Source organism: Streptomyces sp. Ag109_G2-15 (assembly GCF_900215565.1).
GTDB classification, from domain to species: Bacteria; Actinomycetota; Actinomycetes; order Streptomycetales; family Streptomycetaceae; genus Streptomyces; species Streptomyces diastatochromogenes.
The window spans coordinates 5,131,539-5,148,648 of the sequence record NZ_OCNI01000001.1; the positions used below are offsets into that span (position 1 = coordinate 5,131,539).

13 protein-coding genes are annotated in these 17,110 nt (G+C 71.5%); 8 read left to right on the forward strand and 5 right to left on the reverse strand.

Annotated elements, in window-relative coordinates; genetic code table 11:
• The first annotated feature begins 117 nt into the window (after nucleotides 1-117).
• Nucleotides 118-909, forward strand: a complete 792-nt coding sequence (locus tag CRP49_RS23025; protein ID WP_097255105.1) for a PspA/IM30 family protein — start codon at nucleotides 118-120, stop codon at nucleotides 907-909.
• A gap of 34 nt (nucleotides 910-943) precedes the next feature.
• Nucleotides 944-1,222 (forward strand): hypothetical protein, encoded by a 279-nt coding sequence (locus CRP49_RS23030; protein WP_097255106.1) that lies wholly within the window; start codon nucleotides 944-946, stop codon nucleotides 1,220-1,222.
• On the opposite strand, the gene CRP49_RS23035 is transcribed toward CRP49_RS23030, so the two are convergent.
• Nucleotides 1,219-2,571 carry a DUF3616 domain-containing protein gene (locus CRP49_RS23035; protein WP_097255107.1) on the reverse strand — a complete coding sequence of 451 codons (1,353 nt, stop codon included), beginning with the start codon at nucleotides 2,569-2,571 and terminating at the stop codon, nucleotides 1,219-1,221. The genes CRP49_RS23030 and CRP49_RS23035 overlap by 4 nt on opposite strands.
• 207 nt (nucleotides 2,572-2,778) lie before the next feature.
• Between CRP49_RS23035 and CRP49_RS23040 the strand changes: the two genes are divergently transcribed.
• The 4 genes from CRP49_RS23040 to CRP49_RS23055 all read left to right on the forward strand — a co-directional run bounded on the left by CRP49_RS23040 (nucleotide 2,779) and on the right by CRP49_RS23055 (nucleotide 10,298).
• Nucleotides 2,779-3,999, forward strand: a complete 1,221-nt coding sequence (locus CRP49_RS23040) for a sensor histidine kinase (RefSeq protein WP_097255108.1) — start codon at nucleotides 2,779-2,781, stop codon at nucleotides 3,997-3,999.
• A complete protein-coding gene (locus tag CRP49_RS23045) occupies nucleotides 3,996-4,676 on the forward strand; it encodes a response regulator transcription factor (protein WP_097255109.1) in 681 nt (226 codons plus the stop codon). The genes CRP49_RS23040 and CRP49_RS23045 overlap by 4 nt, the downstream gene beginning before the upstream one ends.
• A gap of 168 nt (nucleotides 4,677-4,844) precedes the next feature.
• Nucleotides 4,845-7,961: an efflux RND transporter permease subunit gene (locus CRP49_RS23050; RefSeq protein WP_097255110.1), complete on the forward strand. Its 3,117-nt coding sequence runs from the start codon at nucleotides 4,845-4,847 to the stop codon at nucleotides 7,959-7,961.
• 84 nt (nucleotides 7,962-8,045) lie between these two features.
• Complete coding sequence (locus CRP49_RS23055; RefSeq protein ID WP_097255111.1) at nucleotides 8,046-10,298, forward strand: PQQ-binding-like beta-propeller repeat protein; 2,253 nt, start codon at nucleotides 8,046-8,048, stop codon at nucleotides 10,296-10,298.
• A gap of 34 nt (nucleotides 10,299-10,332) precedes the next feature.
• Here CRP49_RS23055 and nadA read toward each other — a convergent pair whose 3' ends face one another.
• Nucleotides 10,333-11,529 (reverse strand): quinolinate synthase NadA, encoded by a 1,197-nt coding sequence (gene nadA / locus CRP49_RS23060; protein WP_097257495.1) that lies wholly within the window; start codon nucleotides 11,527-11,529, stop codon nucleotides 10,333-10,335.
• 263 nt (nucleotides 11,530-11,792) lie between these two features.
• Between nadA and CRP49_RS23065 the strand changes: the two genes are divergently transcribed.
• A complete protein-coding gene (locus CRP49_RS23065) occupies nucleotides 11,793-12,149 on the forward strand; it encodes an iron-sulfur cluster assembly accessory protein (RefSeq protein ID WP_004001854.1) in 357 nt (118 codons plus the stop codon).
• Nucleotides 12,150-12,365: 216 nt separating this feature from the next.
• Here the strand turns inward: CRP49_RS23065 and CRP49_RS23070 are convergent, their stop codons facing one another.
• Both CRP49_RS23070 and CRP49_RS23075 read right to left on the reverse strand, forming a co-directional pair.
• Nucleotides 12,366-14,003, reverse strand: a complete 1,638-nt coding sequence (locus tag CRP49_RS23070) for a hypothetical protein (protein WP_257033469.1) — start codon at nucleotides 14,001-14,003, stop codon at nucleotides 12,366-12,368.
• Between the two features lie 100 nt (nucleotides 14,004-14,103).
• Entirely contained in the window at nucleotides 14,104-14,316 is a 213-nt protein-coding gene (locus CRP49_RS23075; RefSeq protein WP_094218236.1) for a hypothetical protein, read from the reverse strand.
• Between the two features lie 129 nt (nucleotides 14,317-14,445).
• Here CRP49_RS23075 and CRP49_RS23080 point away from each other — a divergent pair, with 129 nt between their 5' ends.
• Nucleotides 14,446-15,420 carry a carbohydrate kinase family protein gene (locus CRP49_RS23080; protein ID WP_097255112.1) on the forward strand — a complete coding sequence of 325 codons (975 nt, stop codon included), beginning with the start codon at nucleotides 14,446-14,448 and terminating at the stop codon, nucleotides 15,418-15,420.
• 112 nt (nucleotides 15,421-15,532) lie between these two features.
• Here CRP49_RS23080 and CRP49_RS23085 read toward each other — a convergent pair whose 3' ends face one another.
• Nucleotides 15,533-16,909, reverse strand: coding sequence for a cysteine desulfurase/sulfurtransferase TusA family protein (locus tag CRP49_RS23085; RefSeq protein ID WP_097255113.1), 1,377 nt, complete (start codon nucleotides 16,907-16,909; stop codon nucleotides 15,533-15,535).
• Nucleotides 16,910-17,110: the final 201 nt, after the last annotated feature.

The following is a 17,110-nucleotide window of genomic DNA, read 5'->3' on the forward strand; positions in this document are numbered from 1 at the left end:
CTTGGGGATGAGCGCATCACTCCCCGAACAGTGCGGTAATGGAGTCAGGGCCCGTACTGTGGGTTCTGTCGCAGGATCTGTGAGCTGGAGTCCGTCAGAAGGGGGCGCGCGAAGCCCATGAGCGGTGTCATGAAGCGTATGGGGATGATCTTCCGCGCGAAGGCGAACAAGGCCCTTGACCGGGCCGAGGACCCGCGCGAGACCCTCGATTACTCGTACCAGAAGCAGCTGGAGCTGCTGCAGAAGGTGCGCCGCGGCGTCGCCGACGTGGCGACCTCCCGCAAGCGCCTGGAACTCCAGCTCAACCAGTTGCAGCAGCAGTCCTCCAAGCTGGAGGACCAGGGCCGCAAGGCGCTCGCGCTCGGCCGCGAGGACCTGGCCCGTGAGGCGCTGTCCCGCCGTGCCGCCCTCCAGCAGCAGGTCACGGACCTCGAGACGCAGCACGCGACCCTCCAGGGCGAGGAGGAGAAGCTCACCCTCGCGGCCCAGCGGCTGCAGGCCAAGGTGGACGCCTTCCGTACGAAGAAGGAGACCATCAAGGCCACCTACACCGCCGCCCAGGCCCAGACCCGCATCGGCGAGGCCTTCACCGGCATCTCCGAGGAGATGGGCGACGTCGGCCTCGCCATCCAGCGCGCCGAGGACAAGACCGCCCAGCTCCAGGCCCGGGCCGGCGCCATCGACGAGCTGCTCGCCTCCGGCGCCCTGGACGACCCCACCGGCATGGCCAAGGACGACATCGCCGCCGAGCTGGACCGCATCTCCGGTGGTACGGATGTAGAGCTGGAACTGCAGCGCATGAAGGCGGAGCTGGCCGGAGGCTCGCCGCAGCAGGCGATCGAGGGCGGCACCGGCCAGGGGCAGTCCCAGCAGCAGCCGCAGGACACCCCGCGCTTCGACAAGCAGTAGTCCGGCGCCGGGACCCCGAGCCGAGGAGGCCGACGTGATCGTACGGATCATGGGGGAGGGCCAGGTGAAGCTGGACGACGCCCACTTCACCGAGCTGAACAAGCTGGACGACGAGCTGCTGGCGGAGATGGAGAGCGGCGACGACGCGGGCTTCCGTCGCACGCTCTCCGCGCTCCTCGACGCCGTCCGCCGGTTCGGTACCCCGCTGCCGGACGACGCCCTGGAACCCTCGGAGCTGATCCTTCCGTCCTCGGACGCGACGCTCACGGAGGTCCGGGAGCTGCTGAGCGACGACGGACTGATCCCGGGCTAGCCCAGGGTGAACCAGGTGGTGCGGGACTTCTGCCACTCCGGGTGGCCGAGGTCCTTCGCCTCGACGCCGTCGCCGTAGAGGTCGGCGGCCCCGTCGTCGGTGATCAGCTGCACCCGGGCGCCGGCGGCGTCCAGGTCGGGCACGGACACGACCGACTCCCAGGCCCCCGCGTCCGAGGTCGGCAGGTCCAGCACCTTCACCGGCTGGTGTCCGGCCACCCCGTCCCAGCGGTACAGCGCCTGCGGGTCGCTGTTGTCGTCGGCCGCCCAGGACCCGGCCAGGATCAGGTACTGCCCCTTGTCGTTCCGGCGCAGGTCACGGACGGACAGCCCGCCGAGGTCCAGCTCGATCGGCGTACCGAACGTGGCCTGCGTGCCGTGCACCACCCGGTCCATGTTCGTGACCGGCACGATCAGCGCCTTCCCACCCGACTGCGGCGGCACCAGCGGGGCGCGGAAGCCCACGTAGGCGGCGGTGGTGGAGCCCGGCGCGAACTCCAGACCCTCCACGTTGAAGCCGTCCACCTGCTTCGGCGTCTGCCCGTCGGCCGTCCCCGCGGCGAAGCCGTACCGGTCGCCGTTCGCCTCGTCCCAGGCCACCAGGTCGTCGCGCAGGCTGTGCCCGGCGCTGCCGAAGGTGAGCGAGGTGGTGGCGCCCGAGCCGGAGACGGTGGTGGTGAAGACCGTGTTGCGGTCGGGCTTGTACACACCGTCCTTGTTGTTGCCCAGCGAACCGGTCCAGTAGATCGTGTCGCCGACGCGCGCCGCGCCCTCGATGTCGACCTCCTTGCCGGCGCCCAGCGCCCCGCCCAGGTCCCAGGTCTTCACCGGGGCACCCGAGGCCGTGCCGTCGTACAGACGCAGGGTGTTGTCCTCGTCGTTGCCGACGACGACGTACCCGCCCCCGACGTCCACCGCGGCGGAGGCGTCCGAGGCGCCGGTCAGATAGCGGGCGTCGGCCGAGTACTGGACCGTGGGGGAAGCCGCGTAGTGCAGCGTGGTGGTGGCGGTCTTGCCACCGAGCCCCGTCACCTTCAGGGTGAGGTCGGCGTACCCCTGGGCGTGCGCGGCGACGGCAACGGTACGGCCGCTTCCGGCGCCCGTGACCCGTACGTCGGAGGTGGCCGCCACGGCGGTACGACTGCTCCGGGTGGCCGTCACCGTCAGCGCCGAGGCGTCCGCGCCGCTCTGCGCGACCGTCACGGCGACCGTCGGGTCACCGCTGCTGCCGACCGCGCCCGACAGGTAGGCCGACGACAGCTTGATCGTCGGGGTGCCGTAGGTGACGGCCTGCGCGGGGGTGACCAGCACCGTGGCCGAGGCGAGGGCGAGGGCTGCGGCGGGCCACATGAGGGAAGCGCGCACGAGGGCTGCCTTTCGTCGACAGGACGCATCCGGCCGGGGCGGCGCGAATGCCGACGAGAAGGTTGAGCATGTACGGCCAACACGGGGCGTCCGGCTGCCGTACCCCCTGCGAACACCGGTCGACAGCTGACGGCGGGTGAGCTGCACCCCGCTCTGTTCCGGCACCCCGCCGGGGCCCGTACTGTTCACCAGGTGAGCACTCTCGAACGCGCCCGGTGCAGCCTGAAGGCGCACCCCCTCGCGCTGGACGCGGCCATCGCGGCGGGGGTGCTGGTGTGTATGGTCGCGGGCTCCTTCGTGGATCCCCGTGGGGAGAACGGCGTCACCTGGGGTGTCCGCAGCCCGGACACGCTCAGCCTGCTGCTGATGACTCTCGGCGCCGCCGCGCTCGTCTTCCGGCGCCGGGCACCGAAGACGGTGCTCGCCGTCGCCGGCACCCTGTCCCTGATCGAGTGCGTCACCGGCGACCCGCGCGCCCCGGTCGCCATGTCCGCCGTGGTCGCCCTCTACACCGTCGCCTCGACCACCGACCGCACCACCACCTGGCGCATCGGCCTGCTCACCATGACCGTGCTGACCGCCGCCGCCATGCTCGGCGGCCCCCTGCCCTGGTACGCGCAGGAGAACCTGGGTGTGCTCGCCTGGACCGGCATCGGCGCCACCGCCGGGGACGCGGTCCGCAGCCGCCGCGCGGTCGTCCAGGCCATGCGGGAGCGCGCCGAGCGGGCCGAGCGCACCCGCGAGGAGGAGGCCCGCCGCCGGGTCGCCGAGGAGCGGCTGCGCATCGCCCGCGATCTGCACGACGTCGTCGCCCACCACATCGCGCTGGTCAACGTGCAGGCCGGAGTCGCCGCCCACGTCATGGACAAGCGGCCCGACCAGGCCAAGGAGGCCCTCGCCCACGTCCGCGAGGCCAGCCGCTCCGCGCTCAACGAACTGCGCGCCACCGTCGGCCTGCTCCGCCAGTCGGGCGACCCCGAGGCCCCCACCGAACCCGCCCCCGGCCTCAGCCGTCTCGACGACCTCGCCGGCACCTTCCGCAGCGCCGGACTCCCCGTCGAGGTGGCCCGCGCCGACCACGGCACCGCACTCCCGGCCGCCGTCGACCTGGCCGCCTACCGGATCGTCCAGGAGGCCCTGACCAACGTGCAGAAGCACGCGGGCACCGATGCCAAGGCCGAGGTCAGCGTCGTACGCGTCGGACCGAACATCGAGGTCACCGTCCTGGACGACGGCACGGGCGCGGCCGCCGAGCCCGGGGGCGGCGGCGGGCACGGGCTGCTCGGCATGCGGGAGCGGGTCACCGCCCTGCGCGGCACCCTGACCACCGGACCCCGCTACGGCGGCGGCTTCCGCGTCCATGCGATCCTGCCGGTCAAGACCCGTACGACGGCATCGGGGGAGCCCGCATGACGATCCGTGTCCTGCTCGCCGACGACCAGGCACTGCTGCGCAGCGCGTTCCGGGTGCTGGTCGACTCCGAGCCCGACATGGTGGTCGTCGGGGAGGCCTCCGACGGCGCCGAGGCGGTCCGGCTGGCCAAGGAGCACCGCGCCGACGTCGTCCTCATGGACATCCGGATGCCCGGCACCGACGGCCTCGCCGCCACCCGCCTGATCAGCGCCGACCCGTCCCTCGCCCACGTCCGCGTGGTCATCCTGACCACCTTCGAGGTCGACGACTACGTGGTCCAGTCCCTGCGCGCCGGGGCCTCCGGCTTCCTCGGCAAGGGCAGCGAACCCGAGGAACTGCTCAGCGCCATCCGGGTCGCCGCGGGCGGCGAGGCGCTGCTGTCCCCGGCCGCCACCAAGGGCCTGATCGCCCGCTTCCTCGCCCAGGGCGACGGCGACGACGGCCGCGACCCCGCCCGCTCGGAGCGCCTCGACGCGCTCACCGGCCGGGAGCGGGAGGTGCTCGTCCAGGTCGCCGGCGGCCACTCCAACGACGAGATCGCCGAACGCCTCGAAGTCAGCCCGCTGACCGTGAAGACGCACGTCAACCGGGCCATGGCCAAGCTGGGCGCCCGGGACCGGGCCCAGCTCGTCGTCATCGCCTACGAGTCGGGACTGGTACGTCCGAGGATGGACTGATCTCCACCCGCGCGTACTGCGCGCGGAGTAGGGGCCGGATAAGGAACGGGACCTGGGGCCTACAAGTGCGGGCTCTTCCATGGCTCAGGGTGTTGGGGTGGGCGCTCACCTGTGCGCCCCGCAGCAGCTTCTGAGCTTCTGCCGCTCACAGAAGAGAGACCCTGACCCATGTCCTGGCTGTCGAGATTCAGCCTCGCGCAACGGGCCCTGATCGGCCTGATGTCGCTCATCGCGCTCGTCTTCGGGCTGATCGCGATACCCCAGATCAAGCAGCAACTGCTGCCCACCATCAACCTGCCCATGGTGTCGGTCATCGCGCCGTACCAGGGCGCCGCACCGGACGTCGTCGAGAAGCAGGTCGTCGAGCCCATCGAGGACAACCTCCAGGGCGTCGACGGCATCACCGGTGTCACCTCCACCGCCAGCGAGGGCAACGCCGTGATCATGGCGTCCTTCGACTACGGCAACGACACCAAGCGGCTCGTCTCCGACGTCCAGCAGGCCGTCAACCGGGCCCGCGCCCAGCTGCCGGACGACGTCGACCCGCAGGTCGTCGCCGGCTCCACGGACGACATGCCGACCGTGGTGCTCGCCGTCACCTCCGACAAGGACCAGCAGGCCCTCGCCGACCAGCTCGACAGGACCGTCGTCCCGGCCCTGAAGGACGTCGACGGCGTCGGCCGCGTCCAGGTGACCGGCGTCCGCGACCTCCAGGTCGCCGTCACCCCGAACGACGCGAAGCTCGCGCAGGCGGGCCTCACCTCCGCCGCGCTCGGCCAGGCCCTGCAGGCGGGCGGCGCGACCGTCCCGGCCGGCTCCTTCGACGAGGACGGCGCCAACCGCACCGTCCAGGTCGGCGGCGGCTTCACCTCGCTGCAGCAGATCAAGGACCTGATGGTCACCGGCGAGGGCGTCAGGAAGCCTGTACGCCTCGGTGCCGTGGCCACCGTCAAGGAGCAGCCGGCCCCGGCCGACTCGATCACCCGCACCGACGGCCGGCCCAGCCTCGCCGTCAACGTCACCATGGACCACGACGGCAGCGCGGTCTCCATCTCGAACGCGGTCGAGGACAAGCTGCCCGACCTGCGCAAGGACCTCGGTGCCGGCGCCAAGCTGACGGTCGTCAGCGACCAGGGTCCGGCCGTGTCCAAGTCCATCAAGGGCCTGACCACGGAGGGCGCGCTCGGCCTGCTCTTCGCGGTCCTGGTCATCCTGGTCTTCCTGGCCTCGATCCGCTCCACGCTGGTCACGGCGGTGTCCATCCCGCTGTCGGTCGTCCTCGCCCTGATCGTGCTGTGGACCCGGGACCTGTCGCTCAACATGCTCACCCTGGGCGCGCTGACCATCGCCATCGGCCGGGTCGTGGACGACTCGATCGTGGTCCTGGAGAACATCAAGCGGCACCTCGGCTACGGCGAGGAGCGCAAGGAGGCGATCCTGGGCGCGGTGCGCGAGGTGGCCGGCGCGGTCACCTCCTCCACCCTCACCACGGTCGCCGTGTTCCTGCCGATCGGCCTGGTCGGCGGCATGGTGGGCGCCCTGTTCGGCTCGTTCAGCATCACGGTGACGGCGGCCCTGCTCGCCTCCCTGCTGGTGTCGCTGACGGTCGTACCCGTCCTGTCGTACTGGTTCCTGCGCGCCCCCAAGGGCACCCCCGAGGACGCCGAGGAGGCCCGCCGCCGGGCCGAGGAGAAGGAGGCGAAGAGCCGCCTGCAGCGCCTCTACGTCCCCGTCCTGCGCTTCGCCACCCGCCGCCGCCTCACCAGCGTGCTGATCGCGGTGGTCGTCCTGGTCCTCACGTTCGGCATGTCCGGACTGCTGAAGACGAACTTCTTCGACCAGGGCGACCAGGAGGTCCTCACCGTCAAGCAGGAGCTGAGGCCCGGCACCAGCCTCGCGGCCACCGACGCGCAGGCCAAGCGGGTCGAGAAGCTGCTCGGCTCCACCGAGGGCGTCAAGGACTACCAGGTCACCGTCGGCTCCTCCGGCTTCATGGCGGCCTTCGGCGGCGGCACCGACACCAACCAGGCGTCGTACCAGGTCATGCTGAAGGACTCGGCCTCCTACGGCGACGTGCAGAAGCACCTCGAGGACGGGCTGAAGAAGCTCAGGGGCATCGGCACGACCACCGTCTCGGCCGGTGACGGCTTCGGCAACCAGGACCTCAGCGTCGTGGTGAAGGCGTCCGACCCGCAGGTCCTCGGCGACGCCGCCGAGCAGGTGCGCTCCACCGTGGCCGGCCTCGACCACGTCACCGACGTCACCAGCGACCTCGCCCAGAGCGTGCCGCGGATCTCGGTCAAGGCCAACTCCAAGGCGGCCGCGGCCGGGTTCGACGACCAGAAGCTGGGCGCGGCGGTCGCGCAGGCCGTGCGCGGTACGACGGCGGCGAAGGCGATCCTCGACGACACCGAGCGCGACGTCGTCGTGAAGTCGGCCAAGCCCGCCACGACCCTGGCCCAGCTGAAGGCGCTGCGCCTCGGCCCGGTGAAGCTCGGCGACATCGCGACCGTCAAGCTGGTCGACGGTCCCGTGTCCATGACCCGCATCGACGGCCAGCGGGCCGCCACCATCACGGCCCGGCCGACCGGGGACAACACCGGCGCGATCAGCACCAAGCTGCAGTCGAGGATCAAGGCCCTGAAGCTCCCGGCGGGCGCCGAGGCGGAGATCGGCGGTGTGTCCTCCGACCAGGACGACGCGTTCAAGAACCTGGGCCTGGCCATGCTGGCGGCCATCGCGATCGTCTTCATGCTGCTGGTGGCGACGTTCCGCTCGCTGGCCCAGCCGCTGATCCTGCTGGTCTCGATCCCGTTCGCGGCGACCGGCGCCATCGGCCTCCTCGTGGTCACCGGCACCCCGATGGGCGTCCCGGCGATGATCGGCATGCTGATGCTGATCGGCATCGTGGTGACCAACGCGATCGTGCTGATCGACCTGATCAACCAGTACCGCAAGCAGGGCTACGGCGTCGTCGAGGCCGTGGTGGAGGGCGGCCGCCACCGTCTCCGCCCGATCCTCATGACGGCCCTGGCGACGATCTTCGCCCTGCTCCCGATGGCCCTGGGAGTCACCGGCGAGGGCGGCTTCATCGCCCAGCCCCTCGCGGTCGTGGTCATCGGCGGCCTGATCACGTCGACCCTGCTGACCCTGCTCCTGGTCCCGACGCTCTACGCGATGCTGGAGCTCCGCAAGGAGCGGCGGGCGAAGAAGCGGGCGGCGAAGAAGGGCCTCTCCTCCCCGACGGAGTCCGCCTCCGAAGAACCGGAGCCGGCGGGAGTCTGACCCCCGGCACCGGCGTCCCCTCCCTCACCGGGCTTTCCTATCCTGTGATCAGGAACTGCTCTTCGGGGGAGGGGGAACGGGGCGGTGGCGTTGCACGAGGGTGACCCCGGGTCGCTCGGCGGATACCGGATCGTCGACCGGCTCGGGGCCGGCGGCATGGGGGTGGTCTACCGGGCGAGGGCCCGGTCGGGCCGCGAGGTGGCCGTCAAGGTCGTCCACGCCCAGTACGCCGAGGACCCGGTCTTCCGGGCCCGCTTCCGGCAGGAGATCGCCGCCGTCCGCAAGGTGAGCGGTGCCTTCACCGCACCGGTCGTGGACGCCGACCCGGAGGCGCCCCGGCCCTGGATGGCCACCCAGTACGTCCCCGGCCGCTCGCTCTCCGCGGACATCCGCGCCGACGGCCCGCTGCGCGGCGCCGAGCTACGACGGCTCGTCCTCGGCCTGGTCGAGGCGCTGCGCGACATCCACCGGGCCGGGGTCGTGCACCGCGACCTCAAACCGGCCAACGTGCTGATGGCCGACGACGGCCCCCGGGTCATCGACTTCGGCATCTCGCGCGCGGCGGAGAACCAGGCGCTGACCGAGACCGGGCACATGATGGGCACCCCGCCGTTCATGTCTCCGGAGCAGCTCACGGATGCCCGGTCGGCGGGCCCCGCGTCCGACGTCTTCTCGCTCGCCGCGCTGGTCGTCTTCGCCGCGACCGGAAGCGGCCCCTTCGACGCCGACAACCCGTATCTGACGGCGTACCGGGTGATGAACGAGGAGCCGGACCTGGCGGTCGTCACCGAGCCGCTGCGCACGATCCTGTCCCGCTGCCTGTCCAAGGACCCGACCGCCCGTCCCGCCCTGGACACCCTGTCCGCGGAGTTCGCGGCGGCCCTGCCCGAGCAGCCCGACGGCGAGCCCCGCACCGTCCCGCAACGCCCTCGGAACCCGGAACCGACCCGCCCTCCGTCGGCCGCCCGACTCGTCCCCGCCGAGGCCGCGTTCGCACCCGACGCCTCCACGCCCCGGGCACGCAGTCGTCGGCTGCCCTACGCCGCCGGGGTGGTGGGTGTGCTGGTCGCCGCGGTCATGGCCGTTCTGCTCGGGCCGCTCAAGGGCGGCGAGGGGACCGGGGCGAGCCGCACACCGAACCCGGCGACCACCCGATGGGGCGCCCTCCCGGCGGGCTGGCGCCCCTGGCAGACGACGCTGCACGCGGTCGCCGCCCTCGGCGTCAAGCGTCCCTCGGCGCCGACGAACGGGTCCGACCCCGCCGCGCAGCCGTCCTGCATGCTGGACGGGGGCTCGGTCTACTGCGGGGGCAACGCGACCCTGCCGGTCCGCGTCGACGCCGTCACCGGCCGCACGCTCTGGCGCGCCGACACCCAGCCGCCGGGGCTCGACCGCGACAACTACGACAGCAGGATCATCGGGGTGCACGAGGGCGTCGTGCTCGTGCACGAGAGCGTCCTGAAAACAGCGGCCAACCTCACGGCGTCCTCCGTCGTCGCGTTCGGCGCCGACAGCGGACAGCGGTTGTGGTCCCGCCCGACAAGGGTGGGGAGCGCGTCCCCCACGCTCGTGGGTGGCCTCGTCCTCACGCCGGACGGCCCGACCGTGACCGCCCGTTCCCCGCGCGACGGCGCCGCGCGTTGGACGATGCCCCTGCCGGCCGGCGGATACCACTGCGACTTCCTCGGCGCGGACGACGGCGTGTACGCGGACTGCACCGGCTACCACACCGCCTCCGGCGCCCAGCGCCGGCTGATCGCCGTCGATCCGGCCGACGGTTCCACGCGGCGGCAGGCGACCGCACCCTCGGTGGTCGCGGACTACGCCGGAACCCTGGACGGACGGCTGGTCTATGTGGGCAGGCGCAGCAACGACCCGACGGCGAGCGACAACCCGTACGCCCGCGTCGAGGTGATCGACCCGCGTACCGGCACCCGCGAGACCCGCACCCTGTCCGAGGAACACCTGGGTCGGGCGGCGATGGTGCACGGAGTGCTCTGCTTCGCGGCCTCGGACGGCCGGATGAGCGCCGTCTCACCGGTGACCGGCAAGCGCGTGTGGCAGACCGCGACGACCCTTGAGCAGCCGGCCGCGCCGGTCGCCGACAAGCGGAGCAGCGTGTTCATGTACAGCGCGAGCGGCCGGGTCGCCGCCCTCGACGCCCGCACCGGACACCTGCTGTGGGAGTCCCATCCCCGCGCGGGCAGGGTGCTGAGCGGCGACTACAGCTCGCCGGAGCTGTTCGTCAACGGCGGTTCCCTGGTGGTGACGACCCCCGACGGCACGCTCTTCACAGTGGATCCGGCTCACCCCGAACGGAAACCGGCGTCGACGTGACGGACGCACGCCGACGCCGGACTCCGTCGGACGGCTACGGCAGCGCCAGCATCCGCTCCAGCGCCAGCTTGGCGAACGCCTCCGTCTCCTTGTCGACCTCGATGCGGTTGACCAGGTTGCCCTCGGCCAGGGACTCCAGGGCCCAGACCAGGTGGGGCAGGTCGATCCGGTTCATGGTCGAGCAGAAGCAGACCGTCTTGTCGAGGAAGACGATCTCCTTGCCCTCGGGAGCGAAACGGTTCGCCAGGCGGCGGACCAGGTTCAGCTCGGTGCCGATGGCCCACTTCGAGCCGGCCGGGGCCGCCTCCAGGGCCTTGATGATGTACTCGGTCGAACCGACGTAGTCCGCCGCGGCCACGACCTCGTGCTTGCACTCGGGGTGGACCAGGACGTTCACGCCCGGGATGCGCTCGCGCACGTCGTTCACCGAGTCCAGGCTGAAGCGGCCGTGGACCGAGCAGTGGCCGCGCCACAGGATCATCTTCGCGGCCCGCAGCTCGTCCGCCGTGAGGCCGCCGTTCGGCTTGTGCGGGTTGTAGACCACGCAGTCGTCCAGGGACATCCCCATGTCGCGGACGGCGGTGTTGCGGCCGAGGTGCTGGTCCGGCAGGAACAGGACCTTTGTTGCCGAGGGCTCCCCCTGCTCGAAGGCCCAGTCGAGGGCGCGCTTGGCGTTCGACGAGGTGCAGATGGTGCCGCCGTGCTTGCCGGTGAACGCCTTGATGTCGGCCGAGGAGTTCATGTACGACACCGGCACGACCTGCTCGGCGATGCCCGCCTCGGTCAGCACGTCCCAGCACTCGGCGACCTGCTCGGCCGTGGCCATGTCGGCCATGGAGCAGCCGGCGGCCAGGTCCGGCAGGACGACCTTCTGGTCCTCGGACGTCAGGATGTCCGCCGACTCGGCCATGAAGTGCACACCGCAGAAGACGATGTACTCGGCCTCCGGGCGCGCGGCCGCGTCCCGGGCCAGCTTGAAGGAGTCGCCCGTGACATCGGCGAACTGGATGACCTCGTCACGCTGGTAGTGGTGGCCGAGCACGAAGACCTTGTCGCCGAGCTTCTCCTTGGCCGCGCGGGCGCGCTCGACCAGGTCGGGGTCGGACGGCGAGGGCAGGTCACCGGGACACTCGACACCCCGCTCGCTCTTCGGGTCGGCCTCACGGCCGAGAAGCAGCAGGGCGAGCGGAGACGGCTGTACGTCGAGCTCCGGGGTCTGGGCGGTGGTCACGTCACGCACCCTTTCTACTTTTCGTCTAACTGACGCTATCTATCATAACCGGTTCACGTCAGTTTGACGATGGCGATAGCGTCGATGTGACGTGAATCCCGCCGGGCCCCTCCATCGGTCGCTGTCCGCCCCCGCGGGCATGTGCGAGCATGAGGGAGGAAGAAAAAAGGCGACCACGCGAACGCCCGGCCCGGAATGAATCCGCGGAAACGCCGGTTGCACTGGTCGGCAAGCAGTCTCCGTACAACCCGGGAGAGATGTAGATGTCCGTATCGGACGAGACCAGCACCGTGACCGACGGCATCGTCCTGACCGACGCCGCGGCGTCCAAGGTCAAGGCCCTGCTCGACCAGGAAGGCCGTGACGACCTCGCGCTGCGCGTCGCCGTCCAGCCCGGCGGCTGCTCCGGCCTGCGCTACCAGCTCTTCTTCGACGAGCGCTCGCTCGACGGCGACGTGGAGAAGGACTTCGGCGGGGTCAAGGTCGTCACCGACCGCATGAGCGCTCCCTACCTGGGCGGCGCCACCATCGACTTCGTGGACACGATCGAGAAGCAGGGCTTCACGATCGACAACCCGAACGCGACGGGCTCCTGCGCCTGCGGCGACTCCTTCAGCTGAGCCCGGCCACAGCCTGACGACTGAGCCGGCCACAGCCTGACGACGAAGGCGGCGGCCCCCTCCGAGGGGCCGCCGCCTTCGTGTGTCCATGGGGCGCTGAGCGGGGTCGGCGAAGTCGGCTGCGGTTCTGCAGCGCCGCAAAGGGGCGCGGGGAACTGCGCGATCAGCCACGGCGGTGCCGCAGACGGCCACATCGCGGCACTTCCCGCGGAGCGCTCAGCGGGCCAGCGGCCGCAGCGCTCCGGCCTTCGCCTGCGGGATCCGCGCCCCGTCGGCGCCGACCACCTTCCGGCCGTCCAGCGGCGCATCCAGCCGTACGGTCTTCACGTACATCTTGGCCATCGCGACGCACACCGCGTCCGGCCAGGTCTTCTCGGTGACCTTCACCGTCACCAGGCTCGCACTCTCCTTCGCCGACGCCTTGTAGTCGGCGCACACCCCGCCCGTGAAGCTCACGTTCAGCTCGCGGCCGTCGGCGGTGTAGCCGTCGACCTTCACGTCATGCGTCCTCGGCGCCGAGGACGGCGAGGTCGGTTCCGGGGACGGCGCCGACGCCGACGGCGAGGCCAGGTACTTCGGGTCCACCGCCGGATACGTCACCGTGAACGCGCCCCGCGCCTCCGTACCCCGGACCTCGAACAGCCAGGACGGCACCAGCGTCTGCCGCCCGGCGACCGAGTGCGCGGCCAGCCCGAACACCGCCTTCTCCACGGTGACCGTGGCCACCCGGGGCGCCGTCGAGGACGTGCCGCACGGCTGCTCCAGCCGGTTCTTCAGCGGGACCGGACTCGCACAGCCGCCGATGCCCATCCGGTGCCCGTGCTTCTGCCCGGAGTTCATCAGCTTCAGCGTCTTCTCCGCGCCGAGCACGGGGTACGTGTCCCCCTTGGCCGGCGCCACCAGCAGCCCGTGGCCGCCGACGATGACCCCCTGCTTGTCGACGGTCAGGCCGGTCGTCCAGCCGTACGTGGGCAGCCCGCCCACCACCGGATCGGCGTTGACCACCCGCTGGGCGCCCATGATCTGGCTCGCGTCGATCTTCGCGTCGTCCTGCCCGAGCGCCTTCAGCACCGGCGCCGCCGCCTTCTCGGCGACCGTCACGCTCACCGGCTCGCCCGCCGGAGCACCCGGGTCCTGCGCGCAGACGGTGACCTTCTTGCAGTTGTCGGTGCCGGGCGCGTACCGGCTGAAGGTCCAGCTGCCCGGGGCGTCCTTGTTCACCTGGAGCGCCGGCCCGGAGCCGTCCTTGCCGCCGACCCGCCAGCTCGGTCCCTCGGCCACCGGCGTGCCGTCGATCCCGAGCGCCTTGGCCAGCCGGGCCACGTCCTCCTTGCCGACCTCGCCCTTCGGCGCGTACACCGGCGCCGAGCCGGGACCGTCGGCCAGCTTCCCCGCGGCCACGTACGTCGCCCCGTACGGATTCGGCTCACCCGGCGCGATGTCGCCCGTGCCGCCCTGCGCCCAGCCGTCCAGGACCAGGGGAGGAGGGGTACCGCCACCGCCGGACCCGCCGACGCCCGTACGGCCGTCCGAACCATGGCTCGCGGCGAGGTACGCACCCCCGCCCCCGACCAGCAGGACGGCCGCCGCGACCGAGACGACGACCATGGGGGAGCGCCGCCGCCCGGGCTGCTCACCGGCACCGGCACCAACGACCTCACGGACTTCGCCGTGCGGGGGACCGGCGGCCTCGCCGCCCTCCGAGATCTCGGAGACGCCAGACGCCTCGGAGACCTCGGGTTCCTTGGATGCCGAGGAGGCCCCGGGCTCCTCGGCGTTCTCGGCGTTCTCGGTCGCGTCGGAGGCCGCGGAGACCTCGGGCTCCTCGGAATTCTCGGGTCGCTCGGTGTTCACCGCATCGCTCCTCGCTGGATCGTGTCCCACGCCCCCGGCACGGGGGACGGCGATGGGACGTGCGAGGGGAGCGCGCGGTTCCCGTGGTGCGCCCCTGGCGTCAGTCGCCGTAGTCCGACATGGCGTCCAGCATCCGGGCCGACTTCACCGGCACGTTCACCCCATGGATGAGCGACGGCGGCACCGGGCGGGAGTCGGTGTGCTCGGGAACCGTCCAGTGCGGGGCCATCCGGGCGCAGTCCCCGCGCAGCGAGGCGAGGTCGCCCTCGAGATCGGCGGGGGCAGCGGAGGAGTTGACCTTGAGGTTCGTCATGACGGCACCGTAGGCACGCCGGGCCTCGCGAAGAAAGATCTACTATCGGGTAGTTTTGCCAGCTTCAGTGGCTGCCCAAGAGCGGGTAGCGTGAACTGTCAATCCAGCCTCCCGCAGGAGAATGCCGACGTGCGCATCGCAGTCACCGGCTCCATCGCCACCGACCACCTCATGACCTTCCCCGGCCGTTTCGCCGACCAGTTCGTCGCGGACCAGCTGCACACGGTCTCGCTCTCCTTCCTGGTCGACAACCTGGACGTCCGCCGGGGCGGCGTCGGCGCGAACATCGCCTTCGGTATGGGCCAGCTCGGCACCAAGCCCATCCTCGTCGGGGCCGCGGGCTTCGACTTCGACCAGTACCGAGCCTGGCTGGACCGCCACGGCGTGGACACCGACTCGGTCCGTATCTCCGAGACCCTGCACACCGCGCGCTTCGTGTGCACCACCGACGCCGACCACAACCAGATCGGCTCCTTCTACACCGGTGCGATGAGCGAGGCCCGCCTCATCGAGCTGAAGACGGTCGCCGACCGCGTCGGCAGCCTCGACCTGGTCCTGATCGGAGCCGACGACCCGGAGGCGATGCTCCGCCACACGGAGGAGTGCCGCTCCCGGAACATCCCCTTCGCCGCCGACTTCTCCCAGCAGATCGCCCGCATGGAGGGCGAGGAGATCCGGATACTGCTGGACGGGGCGACGTACCTCTTCTCCAACGAGTACGAGAAGGGGCTCATCGAGTCCAAGACCGGCTGGAGCGACGCCGAGATCCTCTCCAAGGTCGGCCACCGCGTCACCACGCTCGGCTCCCGGGGCGTACGGATCGAGCGGGCCGGCGAGGACCCGATCGAGGTCGGCTGCCCGGAGGAGGAGCGCAAGGCCGACCCCACGGGTGTCGGCGACGCCTTCCGCGCGGGGTTCCTCTCGGGGCTGGCCTGGGGTGTCTCCCTGGAGCGCGCGGCGCAGGTCGGCTGCATGCTGGCGACTCTCGTCATCGAGACGGTGGGAACGCAGGAGTACCAGCTGCGGCGGGCGCACTTCATGGACCGGTTCACCAAGGCGTACGGCGTTGACGCGGCCGAAGAGGTTCAGGCGCACCTGGGCTGAGGCGCCGTTCTCGGGTGCGGGTGCGTGGGGGCTGGTCGCGCCCACGCGGCGGTAGCCGCAAATCGACACAGCCCCGCGCCCCTTCCGGGGGGCGAGCCCCCTGGATCCCCCATCAGCTCACTCGCCGTACCACGTACGCCGTACCCCGCTCCGCGGGCTCCTCCCCGACGTACTCCTGCCCCCGCATCTCGCACCACGCCGGGATGTCCAACCGAGCCGCCTCGTCGTCCGACAGCACCCGTACCGTGCCGCCCACCGGCACATCCCCGATCACCTTGGCCAGCTCGATGACCGGGATCGGGCACCGCTTGCCGAGGGAGTCGACGACCAGTTCCTCCGCCTGGACCACGGTCGCCGGAGCGGGCGCCCCCAGCTTCTCCCGCACCCCTGCCACCGCACCCGGCAGCACCGCCAGGAACCGCTCGACGTCCTCCGCGGCCGCCCCCGAAGGCAGCGACACCCGCACGTTGCCCTCGCTCAGCACCCCCATCGCCTTCAGCACATGGCTGGGCGTCAGCGTGCTGCTCGTGCAGGACGAGCCGGACGAGACGGAGAAACCCTCCCGGTCCAACTCGTGCAGCAGGGCCTCTCCGTCGACATAGAGACAGGAGAAGGTGACGATCCCCGGCAGCCGCCGCTCGGGATCCCCCACCACCTCCACGTCCGACACCAGCTCGGGCACCCGTGCCCGGATCCGCTCCGTCAGCTCCCGCAGCCGTACCGCCTCCTGGGCCGCCTCGGCGCGCACCGCCCGCAAGGAGGCCGCGGCCGCGACGATCGCCGGAAGGTTCTCGAACCCGGGCGCCCGCCCCGACTCCCGCTCGTCCACGGGCCCCCGCGCAGCGAACCGCACGCCCTTCCGCACGACGAGCAGCCCCACCCCCGAAGGCCCGCCCCACTTGTGGGCACTGGCCGCCAGCAGCGACCAGTCGCCCTCGACCGGCCCCCATCCCAGCGACTGGGCGGCATCCACCAGCAGCGGCACCCCGGCCGCCCGGCACACCTCGGCCACCTCGGCCACCGGCTGCACGGTCCCGACCTCGTGGTTGGCCGACTGCAGACAGGCCAGCGCGGTGTCCTGCCGGAGCGCGGCCGCGTAGGCCGACGGGTCGACGGCGCCGGCGCGGTTCACGGCCACATGGCTGACCGTCCCCCCCGCCGCCTCGAACGCCTCCGCCGAATGGAGTACCGAGGAATGTTCGACAGCGGACACGATCAGGTGGCGTCCCACCCGCCGCCGCCCGGCCAACGCCCCCGCGACGCCGGTGTGTACGGCCCGGGTCCCGGAGGAGGTGAACACGACCTCGTCCGCCCGGCACCCCACCGCCTCGGCCACCGCCTCCCGAGCCGCATCAAGCAACATCCGAGCCTTCCGCCCCTCCCGATACAGCCGAGCAGGATCGGCCCACCCCTCATCCAAAGAGGCCAACAGGGCCTGACGAGCTACGGGATGAAGGGGAGCGGCGGAGGCAGCGTCAAAGTAGGACACGCCTCAACGTTAAGACTTCGGTGAGGGCAGCCAACCCAGGGGCGCGAGGAACAGCGCGACCAGCCACAACGCACCCGAACTCGCCCGCCAAACCGCGACAACCCGAGCTATTAGGCGCCCAATCCCACCCTTAAGGAGTGACCAGCGGCGCGTATGCCACCCTCCCCGCGAACCCTCGGAGAGCGTCGGCTAGGGTTTGGT

What these genes read in the sequence shown, in the direction of transcription:
- CRP49_RS23025 (WP_097255105.1), top strand. Translation starts at nt 118, where the DNA reads ATGAGCGGTGTCATGAAGCGTATGGGGATGATCTTCCGCGCGAAGGCG.
- CRP49_RS23035 (WP_097255107.1), bottom strand. Translation starts at nt 2,571, where the DNA reads ATGTGGCCCGCCGCAGCCCTCGCCCTCGCCTCGGCCACGGTGCTGGTC.
- CRP49_RS23045 (WP_097255109.1), top strand. Translation starts at nt 3,996, where the DNA reads ATGACGATCCGTGTCCTGCTCGCCGACGACCAGGCACTGCTGCGCAGC.
- CRP49_RS23050 (WP_097255110.1), top strand. Translation starts at nt 4,845, where the DNA reads ATGTCCTGGCTGTCGAGATTCAGCCTCGCGCAACGGGCCCTGATCGGC.
- CRP49_RS23065 (WP_004001854.1), top strand. Translation starts at nt 11,793, where the DNA reads ATGTCCGTATCGGACGAGACCAGCACCGTGACCGACGGCATCGTCCTG.
- CRP49_RS23075 (WP_094218236.1), bottom strand. Translation starts at nt 14,316, where the DNA reads ATGACGAACCTCAAGGTCAACTCCTCCGCTGCCCCCGCCGATCTCGAG.